General features: G+C 69.0%; 11 protein-coding genes. 4 read left to right on the forward strand and 7 right to left on the reverse strand.

Annotated elements, in window-relative coordinates; genetic code table 11:
• The first annotated feature begins 460 nt into the window (after positions 1-460).
• A complete protein-coding gene (locus tag O9271_RS18425) occupies positions 461-2,089 on the forward strand; it encodes a VWA domain-containing protein (protein WP_343213856.1) in 1,629 nt (542 codons plus the stop codon).
• On the opposite strand, the gene O9271_RS00775 is transcribed toward O9271_RS18425, so the two are convergent.
• Positions 2,067-2,453 (reverse strand): hypothetical protein, encoded by a 387-nt coding sequence (locus O9271_RS00775; protein WP_298265221.1) that lies wholly within the window; start codon positions 2,451-2,453, stop codon positions 2,067-2,069. The genes O9271_RS18425 and O9271_RS00775 overlap by 23 nt on opposite strands.
• 122 nt (positions 2,454-2,575) lie before the next feature.
• Here O9271_RS00775 and O9271_RS00780 point away from each other — a divergent pair, with 122 nt between their 5' ends.
• On the forward strand, positions 2,576-2,779 hold the full coding sequence (locus O9271_RS00780; RefSeq protein ID WP_298265223.1) for a hypothetical protein: 204 nt from the start codon (positions 2,576-2,578) through the stop codon (positions 2,777-2,779).
• A gap of 60 nt (positions 2,780-2,839) precedes the next feature.
• Here O9271_RS00780 and O9271_RS00785 read toward each other — a convergent pair whose 3' ends face one another.
• The gene (locus O9271_RS00785) at positions 2,840-4,024 is read right to left on the reverse strand and encodes a putative sulfate/molybdate transporter (RefSeq protein WP_298265225.1); all 1,185 of its coding nucleotides are present in this window, start codon (positions 4,022-4,024) and stop codon (positions 2,840-2,842) included.
• A 48-nt stretch (positions 4,025-4,072) separates the two neighbouring features.
• The gene (locus O9271_RS00790) at positions 4,073-5,260 is read right to left on the reverse strand and encodes a hypothetical protein (protein WP_298265227.1); all 1,188 of its coding nucleotides are present in this window, start codon (positions 5,258-5,260) and stop codon (positions 4,073-4,075) included.
• On the opposite strand from O9271_RS00790, the gene O9271_RS00795 reads away from it, so the two are divergent.
• Together O9271_RS00795 and O9271_RS00800 are read left to right on the forward strand one after the other, a co-directional pair.
• Positions 5,248-6,222 carry an ATP-binding cassette domain-containing protein gene (locus O9271_RS00795; protein ID WP_298265229.1) on the forward strand — a complete coding sequence of 325 codons (975 nt, stop codon included), beginning with the start codon at positions 5,248-5,250 and terminating at the stop codon, positions 6,220-6,222. The genes O9271_RS00790 and O9271_RS00795 overlap by 13 nt on opposite strands.
• On the forward strand, positions 6,215-7,501 hold the full coding sequence (locus O9271_RS00800) for an ABC transporter permease (protein ID WP_298265230.1): 1,287 nt from the start codon (positions 6,215-6,217) through the stop codon (positions 7,499-7,501). The genes O9271_RS00795 and O9271_RS00800 overlap by 8 nt, the downstream gene beginning before the upstream one ends.
• A gap of 58 nt (positions 7,502-7,559) precedes the next feature.
• Here O9271_RS00800 and O9271_RS00805 read toward each other — a convergent pair whose 3' ends face one another.
• The 4 genes from O9271_RS00805 to O9271_RS00820 all read right to left on the reverse strand — a co-directional run bounded on the left by O9271_RS00805 (position 7,560) and on the right by O9271_RS00820 (position 11,932).
• Positions 7,560-7,982 carry a BrxA/BrxB family bacilliredoxin gene (locus O9271_RS00805; RefSeq protein WP_343213857.1) on the reverse strand — a complete coding sequence of 141 codons (423 nt, stop codon included), beginning with the start codon at positions 7,980-7,982 and terminating at the stop codon, positions 7,560-7,562.
• Between the two features lie 136 nt (positions 7,983-8,118).
• A complete protein-coding gene (locus O9271_RS00810) occupies positions 8,119-8,502 on the reverse strand; it encodes a co-chaperone GroES family protein (RefSeq protein ID WP_298265234.1) in 384 nt (127 codons plus the stop codon).
• A 9-nt stretch (positions 8,503-8,511) separates the two neighbouring features.
• Entirely contained in the window at positions 8,512-10,251 is a 1,740-nt protein-coding gene (locus O9271_RS00815; RefSeq protein ID WP_298265236.1) for a serine/threonine-protein kinase, read from the reverse strand.
• A 40-nt stretch (positions 10,252-10,291) separates the two neighbouring features.
• Entirely contained in the window at positions 10,292-11,932 is a 1,641-nt protein-coding gene (locus tag O9271_RS00820) for an NAD(P)/FAD-dependent oxidoreductase (RefSeq protein ID WP_298265238.1), read from the reverse strand.

Below are 11,932 nucleotides of genomic sequence, written 5' to 3' on the forward strand. Positions count from 1 at the left end.
CGCACCCCGGGCCTCCGTCGTCAACGTGCCCGCGGCTCCCGCTGCCGAAGCACGCGTTGCCGCCGTTCGTGCGTCCGCTCCCCCTGCCACCGAGGGTGCACCGCCGGCGCTGCCCGCCCGTCTCGCCTCCGCCGATGCCTCGCCAGTTGCCAACATCACGGTGACCGTGGCCGGCATGGTCAGCGATGCCGCATCGGCGCAGCCGATTGCCAACGCCCAGGTGTGGGTGCGCCTACCGAATGGCGACACCCGCCAGACGCAGACGAATGCGGTGGGTGGCTACGCACTGCCGACGTTCGAGGTCGCACGGGGGGCGCGCATCGAGTATGGCGTGCGAGCCTTCGGTTTCAGGGCGGTCTCGGGGCAGTTCGCGGCGGATTCCGCGCAGAACACCTTGCACGTGAAGCTCACGTACGCCGCGGTGGCGTTGAACAGGATCGTCACCGGTGTCCCCGCGCCGATGCCGCAGCCCCGCGCGATGGCGACAGCATCTGCCGCGGTGCTCGACGGGCCGGCAAGCAAACGGCTGCCGGCCGCGGCGCCGGCGCCGTCCCCATCCATGGCCGTGCACGAACGTGCCGCACGGCGCGTGGGCGACCTGAGTGCCGGCCCCATCGGCACCGGCCGCACGGAACGGGACGCGTTCAACCGCGAGCAGTACGACCGCATCGAGGACAATCCGTTCCTCGGCGTGCGCACCAACCCGCTGTCCACCTTTTCCATCGATGTGGACCGGGCGAGCTACGGCAACGTGCGCCGCTTCCTCACCAGCGGCCAGCGCCCACCCAAGGACGCGGTGCGTATCGAGGAGCTCATCAACTACTTCCCGTACGAACTGCCCGAGCCGCGCGGCTCCGATCCGGTCGCCATCACCAGTGAGGTCATGACGGCCCCCTGGCAGCCGCAGCACCGGCTGGTTCGCATTGGCCTTCAGGCACGGCGCATCGAAACGGCCAGTCTGCCCCCCAATAATCTCGTCTTCCTCGTCGACGTCTCCGGCTCGATGAACGAGTGGAACAAGCTGCCCCTCGTGAAGCAGTCGCTGCGCCTGCTCGTGAACGCGCTGCGACCACAGGATCGCGTGGCCATCGTGGCCTATGCCGGTGCCGCCGGCCTGGTGCTGCCCAGCACGAGTGGCGACGAGAAGGCGCGCATTGCCGACGCCATCGATCGGCTCGAGGCGGGTGGATCCACCGCCGGCGGGGCGGGCATCGAACTGGCGTACCGCACAGCGCGCGAGCATTTCCTGGAGCGCGGCAACAACCGGGTGATTCTGGCCACCGACGGCGACTTCAACGTGGGGGTGAGCAGCGACGCCGAACTCGAACGACTCGTGGAGCAGCGGCGCCGCGACGGCACCTACCTCACGGTACTCGGCTTCGGCACCGGCAACTACCAGGCAGCGAAGATGGAAAAGCTGGCCAAGGTGGGGAACGGCAATGCCGGCTACGTGGACTCGCCGGCCGAAGCCCGCAAGCTGCTCGTGGAAGAGATGGGCGCCACGCTGCTCACGGTGGCCAACGACGTGAAGCTGCAAGTGGAGTTCAATCCCTCACGGGTACAGGCGTACCGGCTCATCGGGTACGAGAACCGCCTGCTGTCCACCGAAGACTTCAACGACGATGCCAAGGACGCCGGCGACATTGGCACCGGCCATCAGGTCACCGCGCTGTACGAGGTCGTGCCCGTGGGTGTCGACGGCACCGTGCCAGTGCGGGGCATGGACTCGCTGCGCTACGTGGCGCCCGACGCCACCGTGCGGAGCACCACCCGCGGCCCGAGCGACGAACTGCTCTTCGTGAAGCTGCGCTACAAGCGTCCCGGCAATTCGGCCAGCCAGCTGCTGTCGCACGCTGTACCGTCGCGAATCTCGGCGCGCCCGAGCACCGATGCCCGGTTCATTGCCGCGGTGGCGAGCTTCGGCATGCTGCTGCGCGACAGCGAGTACAAGGGAAACAGCAGCGCCGCGCAGGTCCTGGAGCAGGCCCGCGCGGCGCTGGGAGAAGATCGGGGCGGCTATCGCGCCGAGTTCGTGGGGCTGGTCGAGCGCTGGCGCGCGCTCGGTGTTACGGCTGGCGAACGGCGGTGAAGGGCATGACACCCATGCCCGAGACATCGAGGGCGCCGTTCATGTTGTCCTTGTCCTTGATGGCGCCGACCCCGTTGATGACCAGCTGCTGGCCACCCATGTCCAACTGGAAGGCGAAGCGCAGCGTGTCGCCCTTCACCACGCCCGCCATGGGCGCCGTGCCGAGTTCCGACTCGAGCGTCCCCGTAACGGAGTCGCCCTTCTGGGTGATCGTCATGACCGAGGGCTGCTCACCACCGGGCGTGGCGACAGACACATTCCACTTGCCGGTAAGGTCAGCGATGATGCGCGGGGCGGCCGCAGCAACGCTGGCCACGGCGGCAACGAGCGAAAGCGAGGCGAGAAGGCGACGGGGCAAGGACATGGCGGGACTCTGGGAAATGGGTCGGTCATGAGGGAAGCGCCGGGTGCGGCGGAGCATCGTACCCGGTGTCGCTGTAAAGGATACACACCCAACGGAAGCGCGTCACGGTGCGTTTCGCCAGCATGCCAACTCCTGCCTTCTGGCGCCAGTGGCACCGGTGGATCGGTGCCCCGGCCGCCCTCTTCCTTGCGTTCGCCTCGCTCACGGGCGTCATCGTGGCCGGCGTGGAATTCTTCGGCGAAGACGAAGCGGTGCGCGAAGCCAATCGCCGACTGGCCGGTGCCGGTCGGGCCGATCGCACGGGGCTTCGGCGCTGGTTCTTCTGAGCCAATCATCCGCCGGGTGACGGATCGCCCTTGGCGGCTGCGGGCACCATGCGCCGCCCGTCAGGGGCGGCCTGCGGCGGCCTGTGGCGGCCACCGGTGCCGGAGGGGGAGGCTGGTCAGCGTGCCGAGCACGAGGGCGAGCGCATATCCGTAGGGCGCGAAGGCGGCCGTGGCGCCGCAGATCAACGCCAGCGCGAAGGCCGACGGCCACCGCCACAGGTCGCGCACCAGCAGGAGGACCGCCACGGCCTCCACGAGCAGCAGCGCTCCAAGAATGGGCCCGGGGACCAGCCGCTGGAAGGCCGCCGGGTCACCCACGAGAAACAGGCCGGCCAGCACCAGGGTGATGCCATAGATCACGGCACTGCCGCCGGTGCGGGCTCCAAACACATAGTGGCCCACGATCCCGCCGGAGCCGTGACAGACGGGCAAGCCACCCACCGGTGCCGCCAGCAGGTTCATGAGCCCGTAGGTGGTGCCGATGCGGCGCACCGAGAGTGGTTCGCGGTCGGGGAAGAAGTCGGTCACCACCTGCCGGGTGGCGAGCACCGAGTTGCCCAGCGAGAGGGCAATCTGCGGGAGCGCCAGCAGGAGGGCGGCGCGCCCGAACTCCTCCGTCGTGGGCCAGCGTGTCGGGAGGCTGGGGAGGCGAAAGCCCCACGGACCCGGGAGGTCGGCCGGCCAGGTAACGGCGGCAACCGCCAGACCGAGCGCGAGGACGAGCAGCCCCGGCGGTACCAGGCGGTTGTGCCGGAACCCCACGACGATGGCGACCGCCGCGGCGGCCAGCGCCCACCCCAGCCATCCGCCGGACGGCAGGAACCGGGTGACGGCGAGCATGAGCAGCTGCAGGCCGAGTCCCACCTGAATGCCGCGCACGACGGCCTTGGGGACGGTACGGGCCATCCATTCGAGGGCGCCGGAGTTGGCGAGTACCAGCATGGTGACGCCGACGATGAGCCCACCGGCGGCGAGCAGCGGCGGCGCGATCTTCCCGGCAATGGCGATGGCGGCCATCGCCTTGAGGGGCTGCACCGGCATGGGGAGCCGGTAGGCGAGCCCGGAGAGAACTTGCAGCACACCGAAGGTGACGAACACGGCGGGGGCGTCCATTCCGGTGGCCAACACCACCCCCACAAGCAGCGGGAGGTCGGTGCCGAGGTCACCAAAGGCGCCGGCGAGTTCGTGGCGGGAAAATGAAAGCGCAGGTTGCTCGACCGCTCGAACGGCAGGCGCGGCGCTCACGGCGCACATCGAGCGGATACACCCACGACCGGCAGCGACCAGGGCATTTCAGAGAGTGCAAGCGGGCGTACGACAGACGAACGAGCAGGGGGACCAGCGACACGTGCTCGGCATGCGCGGAACCTGAAGCAGCGGCTGCAGCGCGGCAAGCAGGTACGTGGTGTTGCGCGACCGCTGCGCCGGCCACGTCTGCAGTGGTATGGTCAACAGCACGCACCACCAGGCGGCGCTCAGCACCCGGCGCAGGCACTCCCGGGTGGGTCGCGGAATCGCACCCATGGTGGCTGCAACGAGGGGCAAGGCCAGGAGCCACCAGAGCAACAGCCCGGGCGCCGCCAGGGTGAAGAGCAGCAGCCCCGCCAGCCACGCCATGGTAAGCCAGCGCAGCCTGCCCGCGTGTTGCCCCATACTGGCCGGGAGCAGCGGCAGCACCAGCAGCAGGAGGGTCACGAGCAGCATGCCCGCTGGGGCGTGCGCCAGCCACACGAAACCGGGCTCATGCTCCCGTATGGCTGCCCCTCCACCAGCGAGCGCCGTGCGCGCGACGTTGAGCGAGCCGATGTTCGGCAGATCGCGCAGGTGTGGCGTGGCACACCAGCCAAGCAGCGTAGCGACGACGAAGCGCCACAGGGCGTGGGGCGACGCCTGCCGGCGATCGGCCAGCAGGAAGGCGACCGGCAGCATGCCCAGCGGGAACAGGCGATGGCTGTTCACGGCCAGGGTGGCGGCCAAGGCGGCCATCAGCGTACCCGCCCCCCATGTGCCGTCGCGCAGGCGCAGGGCGGCACTCCAGGCCATGGGCAGGGCTATGGCCAGCGCCAGTTCCGGGATCGTGGCTGGCTGTACGATCCCCCAAAGCAGCACGTGCAACGCGAGGACGAGACGCGTACCCCACAGCGTCCAGCGGTCCCGGCGCGCCAGATCCCACACGGCCAGCAGGGATGCGCCCATGAGTCCCGCGTGCAGCAGGGCGAGTCCGATGCTCCCTGCTTGTCGCCAGACCACGGCGCGGAGGATTTCCGGTAGCCATGAGGGGGCAAACCACGAGCCGCCCACGCGCTGATGCAGCGGCAGCGCGGCGTCGGTGAGCAGCGAGAGAAATGCCGCGCCCACGCCCGCCGCAATCACCAGCCACATCCCGGAGGACGCGCTGTTAGCTTCCAGCCTATTCGCGGCGGGATCCTCACCGCCTGCTGACCGCTCTTCCTCCACGACCTGCCCTGGTGTCTGCATCATCGGTTGCCATTCGCGTCGAACAGGTGCGCAAGGCGTATGCAAACCACGTTGCCGTGCGCGATGTGTCGCTGCTCGTCCCCACCGGCACGATCTTCGGATTGCTCGGCCCCAACGGCGCCGGCAAGACGACGACCATTCGCATGATCCTCAACCTCATGATCCCCGACGCGGGACGCATCGAGGTGCTGGGGCGCCCCAATACCGACCCGGGGATCACCGACCGTCTGGGCTATCTCCCCGAAGAGCGCGGCCTGTATCGCAAGATGCAGGTGCGGCGCGTCCTTCGCTTTCTCGGCCGGCTCAAGGGGCTCGAAACGCGAGAGGCCGACCGGCGTATTGACCGGTGGCTGGAGCGCCTCGGGCTGCGCACCGCGCAGCAGGACTGGAGCACGGCCAAGGTGGAAGATCTGTCTCGCGGCATGCAGCAGAAGGTGCAGTTTGCCGGCACCATGCTGCACGATCCGGAGCTGGTCATCCTCGACGAGCCGTTCAGCGGACTCGATCCGGTGAACGCGCAGGCGCTCAAGGATACCGTACTCGATCTGCGGCGCGAAGGGCGCACGGTCATTTTCAGCACCCATGTCATGGATGCCGCTGAGCGCATGTGCGATGCCGTGGCCATCATCGCCCGAGGGGAAGTGGTGGCCAACGGGTCGCTCAAGGCGCTGAAGGCGGAGTTCGGCGGGCCAGGGCGGGTGTTCATTCAATTCGCCGACGACGGGCGCGATCGCGCGCGCGCCGTGCTGGCCGACCCGTCGCTGGTAGCCCATCTCGATGATCATGGCCAGCAGGTGGAAGTGGATCTCGTGCCCGGCGTGCACTCCCAGCAACTGCTCAAGGCGCTGCTGGCCCACGAGGTGGAGTTGGTGCGCTTCGACCGCACGGAAGCCTCACTGCACCGCATCTTCCTCGAGCGGGTGGGCGCCACGGGCGTGGAACCGGGAGTGAGCGGACATGGGTAAGCTGCTGGCGGTCATTGAACGGGAATTCGGCGAGCGCGTCCGCTCCAAGTGGTTTCTGGTCAGCACCCTCTTTGCCCCGCTGCTCTTTGCGGCGCTGTTCATCGGCCCGCCGTACCTGGCATACAAGTCGTCGCGCTCGGTGGACTTCTCGTCCATGGTGATTGTCGACGTCTCCGGCACGACGATGGGGGACGGCATTGCCACGGAACTCGCGGGCGGCCTCATGGCGACCGGGCAGCGGGCCACCGTCATTGCCGCAACGGCCACCGACTCCGGGAAGGTGCTGGACTCGTTGCGCACGCGCCTGGGGAGCAACGCGCTGCCGGCGGTGGCGGTGATCGACGCCAACACCCTGGCCGTAGGCAGCATGCGGCTGCTCCTGGCCGGCGGGGCGCCGATCGTCACCTCCGAGCGCGTGCAGGCGGCTGCCGAGCGTGAGCTCCTGCGGCGGCGCGTGGCCGATGCGGGCATCGACCTCGAGCAGGCGCAGCGCATTGCGAAGCTGCGCATAACGGCCACCGTGGAACGCGTCATGAGGGATGGCCGCAGCGGGTCGGCGCAGGTGAATCTGCTGTTTGGCGCTGGCGTGGCGCTGCTGCTGTACCTGATCATCGTGCTGTATGGCCAGATCGTGCTGCGGGGCGTGACCGAGGAGAAGCAGTCGCGCGTCTCGGAGCTGGTGCTGGCGAGCGTGTCGCCGCGCGTGTTGCTCACGGGCAAGGTGCTCGGTATTGGCGGCGTGGCGCTCGTGCAGCTGGGCTTCTGGACCGCCAGCGCGGTGACGCTGCTGGCCAATCGCGGGCGCCTGCTGGGCGCGCTCGGGGTCACGAGCACGAGCATAACGCTCCCCGCGGTCACCCTGTTCGAACTGGCCCCACTGCTCGCCTATTTCGTGTTTGGGTACATCCTGTACGCGGCGCTCTTCGCCGCGGTGGGTTCCATCGTGAGCTCCGAGCAGGAGGCGCAGCAGGCGCAGACCCCGGTGGTTTTGCTGTTGGTGGGGAGTATGGCGTTGCTGCAGCCCGCGCTGAGCGACCCCGATGGCCCCATTGCCCGCACGATGAGCATCGTGCCATTCTCGTCGCCCATCCTCATGCCCCTGCGGCTTGGGCTGGCGTCGGTGCCGGCGAGCGAATTGCTGCTCTCCATCGTGCTCCTCGTGATCTCGGCCCTCGCCGCCATGGTGGCGGCGGCGCGGCTCTATCGCACGGCGCTGCTCATGTATGGCAAGCGGCCGTCCCTTGCCGAGATCGTTCGCTGGATCCGGGTGAACGGGTAAGCCACCCGGCATTCCCCGGGCCGCGCAGGGAACGCGATTCAGCGCCCGCGGCCTGGGGTCACAAGGACGCGCAGTGCTGGTCGAAGGCCTGCGTGAGGTCGGCCGCGATCTCCTGCGCGCTGCGCCCCTCGATCTGATGGCGCTCGAGCATGAAGACCACGTCACCGTCCTTGAGCAGGGCGATGCTGGGAGACGACGGCCGGTACCCCACGAAGTAGCTGCGCGCACGCTCGGTGGCCTCCGTATCCTGCCCGGCGAACACCGTGGTGGCCACCTCCGGCTTCACGCGGTGCTGGAGCGCCATGGCCACCGCCGGACGGGCATTGCGGGCCGCGCACCCGCACACGGAGTTCACGACTACGAGCGCTGTGCCCGTATGCTCGGCGAATTTCGCGTCGACCTCGGCCACGGTCTTGAGCTCTTCGACGCCGAGCCGCGTGAGCTCCTGGCGCATGGGAATGAGCAGCTGTTCGGGGTACATCATCGGTGCAAACTCCGTGTGGGTGCAAATGGGCGGCGAGAAACCAAAACGCGGGGGAGCAGGAGGAAGGGATCAGAAGGACGATGCATAAGCACTCCGCCGTGTGGACTTCCTGCCTCCTGCTTCCTGCTCTGACTCAATACTCCGGGATATCCTCTCGCGGTTCCCGCACCAGCGCCAGAATGGCGGCCTGCGGGACCACGAGATACTGTGCGTCTTCGAAGGTGATCTCCACGGCGGCCTTGCGGAAAAAGAGCGCGTAGTCGCCCACCTGGGCCTGCATGGGCACGTAGCGCGCCTCGCGCCCCGCCTGTCCGCCAATGCGCCAGGGCTCATCGCCCTGGTCGGCGAGATCTGGCAGGGCGAGTCCTGGCCCGGTGGCCACGATCTCCCCACCCTGCACCGCCTGGTTGTCCACGGCCGTAGGGGGCAGGTACAGCCCCACCTTGGAGCGCTGCTCCCCATCCTCGAGCTTTACGAGGACACGATCCCCGACGACGATCAATCGCTTCCTGGTCATTCCAGCAATTTAGCGGCCGGCGGAAGTGCCTCCGCCATCCGCCGGCCCCACAGCCGAGGGGCGCCCCGTCCGCGCCTGTTGCGCCACGTGCGCCTCCGCGAAGCGGCCCAACTCCAGCACGAGGTCGTGCAGCTCTCGCTGCTTGCTCGCGGAAGACAGGGTGAATGCATACCGTGCCCCGCCGAGGGCACTGCCAAGGATACCCAACAGCGCCCCCAGTCCCACGAGCGCGCCGGCGGACTTGGACAGGACTGCCATGGTCACGCTCCCCAAGGCCACGCCGAGTCCGGCGCCGAGCCCTCCATACAGGCCCCCGGCAACGCCGCTGATGTCCTCATAGGCACGAATGGTGGTTCTGCCGTTTCGCACGGCCACGGTGATCTGCAGCAGGCGCATCATGCCGTTCTGCCCCGGACGGGCCGCACTGGTGGACATCGTGAGCGTGCGCCCCACCGCGCTGATGGTGATGAGGTCACCCAGGGCGCGGCGGGCAATGTCGGCAAGATCCTCGAAGGCCTCGAGTGAAAGCTCGCCGTGCACCACGCTCTCGAACTCGAGTTTGGTATACGCGCCGAGGATCGGATTGGGCGCCTTCTGCATCCGGGTGCCCTTCGCGACCGTGACCACGCGACTCGCGGCGTGGCGCTCCGCCAACGCGCGCTCGACATACTTCGTCGGGATTCCCGCTTCCACCGCCGCCTCTTTCACGGCCTCCACATCGTAGCCGCGCGTGAGCGGCTCGCCGGAGGCAGGCGCTGGGAATGACGGCGGCGGCACATGGTACCCGGTGTTGGCCTGCAACGCCGCAGCGCGCGCCCACACGGCATTGGCCTCCGTCGACGACAGCGGCGCCTCGCCGTGCGCAAGAACCTGCGCGGGCGGCGTACTCGCGGGTGCCACGCGCAAGGCATCAAGACGCTCGAGCAGCAGACGCGCCGACGCAATGCGGTCCCCGACCTGCTTCTCGAGCAGCGCCTGCACCAGTGCATCCACGTCATCGGCGACATCGGCACGCAGAGACTGCACACGCGGCGGCGCACTGTTCACATGTGCCACCAGTACCGCCGACGGCGTCGTACGCTCGAAGGGAAACCGCCGCGTGAGCAAGTGAAAGAGCAACACGCCAAGCGCATACAAATCACTTCGGCCATCGAGCGTGTCGCCAACCACCTGCTCGGGGCTCATGTAGTGGACGCTACCCAGCACCGTGCCGGTGGCAGTCAGCGGCTGCGCCTCGCTCACGCGCGCAATGCCGAAGTCGGTCACCACGGCACGACCCGCCTCGTCGAGCAGCACGTTCTCCGCCTTGATGTCGCGATGCACGACCCCCAGCGCATGCGCGGCCTCGAGGGCCAGCGCCAGCTGTCGCATGACGGCGAGCGCGCTCGGCACGTCGAGGGGGCCCGTGCGCGCGAGCCGTTCGGCGAGCGATTCGCCCTTCACGTACCCCATGGTGAAGTAGACCACCGCGTTGCGCTCGGCGGCCGAGTAGATGGGGACGATGTTGGGATGCGACAGCGCGGCGGCCGTACGCGCTTCCCGCAGGAATCGCTCGCGCACTGCCGGGTCGGCCGCGAGGTGTGGCGGGAGTGTCTTGATGGCTACGTGCCGCTGCAGCTGGGTATCCTCGGCCAGATACACCACGCCCATTCCCCCGCGCCCGATTTCACGCTGAAGGAGAAACTCCTCCCCCACGGCTCGGGCCAGGGATGGTGCCGGTTCAGGCCAGGCGAAGGCGTCGGAGTTCATGGGCGATAGTCGGGGCCGGCACCAGCAACGAGGCGCGGCGTCACTGCAGTGCGCGCACGACCCGATCGGCCGCCGCCACGCCATGCCACTGCGCTTCCTCGAAGAGACTCAAGTTACTGAGGTCCGCGTGTGCCATGAACAACCGCGGCCCGGGCTCCCACTCCCGCAGCGCCTTGACGCGCGCCAGTGCACCGGGGACGGGGCGCGCCATCGCGTGCCCCCAGCGCCTGATGTCGATGCGCACCAGCCGTTGCGCGATGTCAGGGTGGGCACGCTGGAGGTCGGCAATGATGTGATCGCGCCACGCGCTCCATGGCGTGTCGCGCAGCTGCTGGCGTGCCGCGAGTGCCGGTCGGTCAGTGAGCGCGTGATACCAGGTCCACAGCTGCGTCGTTTGCGGGGTGCCAAGCTGTTGATGCTGCGCGTTCACGTAGCCCAGCGCGCTGCTTCCGTAGATCACGTTGTCCCACGCCATGGGTGCACCGCGCTCCGCTGGAGGCCGGTCGAGCACGAGGTTGGCGACCATCCACGGCGCGTACTCGATGCGCACTGGCAGCACCGCGCTGCGCAACACGCGGGAGAGCACGAACAACGGCGCCGCCCATACCACGGCCTCGGCAATGATGCGCTCCCGCGGTGTGTCGAGCAGCCAGCCGGTCCCTCGACGTGTCAGGTGCAGTACGGGGGATGACGATTGCAGGCGCGCGCGCCCGCGCGCGTCGCCGCGACGCGCCAACCGGCGCGTCAGGGCGCGCACGAGATAGTCGTTTCCCTCCGGCCAGGTGAGCGGCCCCTGCTCCTCGTCGCCGCGCGCCGCGAAATAGTGCATGGCCGCCCACGCGCTGGCCTGCTGCAGCGACGCCCCGTAGTCGTCGCGTGTGCCGTACTCCACCCACCAGCGCAGCGCCGGAGCATCGAGCCGGAGCGAGCGCAGCCACTGGTCGGCGGTGAACCGGTCGAGGGCGTCCACCTCGGCGGCACGCCGGCCTGCCGCCCCACCCTGCCGTCTGGCCTCCTCGCGTACCGCATGGCCCTGCGCCGACGGCACGCTGAACATGCCACTCGCGCGCCACTCCGCGACCAGCGATTCGAACTGGGCGAACTGCCGCCGCTCGGCAGCGGTAGCCGCATCCAGGGGATCGAGCCCCTCGCGCCAGCGGCCGTGCTGCCAGAGGCGCTCCTGCGGCGCATGACACAGCATGGTCTCGTCCCACTCACCGGTCGGTGAGAGCAGCCCCAGCTCGCGACAGAGCTCGCGCACGTGCACGGCGCTCGCATCGGGAACGGGGAGGTAGTGCGCTCCCCACGGTGCACGCAGGCCGTCGAGTCCGGGGTACTCCGCCGAGCGGGCATTGCCGCCCAGCTGGGTACCGAGCTCCAGCAGCGTCCAGTCGGTGAGACCGCGCGCATCGAGCCGCCACGCGGCGCTCAACCCGCCAATGCCACCACCCACGATGGCCACCGATACCGCGCGCTCCGTTCGGGGCCCCGTGGGCACGGTAACGCCGTCACGCAGCGCGTGGCCCGCGGCCGCATCGTCGTCCACGAAGCCGCCCCCGATGACACGCCCCTTTGGCGCAAGCCCCACGAGCGCGGGGGCCGCGTGCGCGACGAGCGGCGCACCGATCGTCAGCGCCGCCGCCTGCGCGGCGCACTGCACGAACGCCCGACGCGTGGTCAC

Source organism: Gemmatimonas sp. (genome assembly GCF_027531815.1).
GTDB lineage: Bacteria > Gemmatimonadota > Gemmatimonadetes > Gemmatimonadales > Gemmatimonadaceae > Gemmatimonas.

Excerpts from the sequence above, each read along its gene's own strand:
- O9271_RS18425 (WP_343213856.1), top strand. The coding sequence starts at position 461 with ATGCCGCAGCCCCGCGCGATGGCGACAGCATCTGCCGCGGTGCTCGAC.
- O9271_RS00775 (WP_298265221.1), bottom strand. The coding sequence starts at position 2,453 with ATGTCCTTGCCCCGTCGCCTTCTCGCCTCGCTTTCGCTCGTTGCCGCC.
- O9271_RS00780 (WP_298265223.1), top strand. The coding sequence starts at position 2,576 with ATGCCAACTCCTGCCTTCTGGCGCCAGTGGCACCGGTGGATCGGTGCC.
- O9271_RS00790 (WP_298265227.1), bottom strand. The coding sequence starts at position 5,260 with ATGATGCAGACACCAGGGCAGGTCGTGGAGGAAGAGCGGTCAGCAGGC.
- O9271_RS00800 (WP_298265230.1), top strand. The coding sequence starts at position 6,215 with ATGGGTAAGCTGCTGGCGGTCATTGAACGGGAATTCGGCGAGCGCGTC.
- O9271_RS00805 (WP_343213857.1), bottom strand. The coding sequence starts at position 7,982 with ATGTACCCCGAACAGCTGCTCATTCCCATGCGCCAGGAGCTCACGCGG.
- O9271_RS00810 (WP_298265234.1), bottom strand. The coding sequence starts at position 8,502 with ATGACCAGGAAGCGATTGATCGTCGTCGGGGATCGTGTCCTCGTAAAG.
- O9271_RS00815 (WP_298265236.1), bottom strand. The coding sequence starts at position 10,251 with ATGAACTCCGACGCCTTCGCCTGGCCTGAACCGGCACCATCCCTGGCC.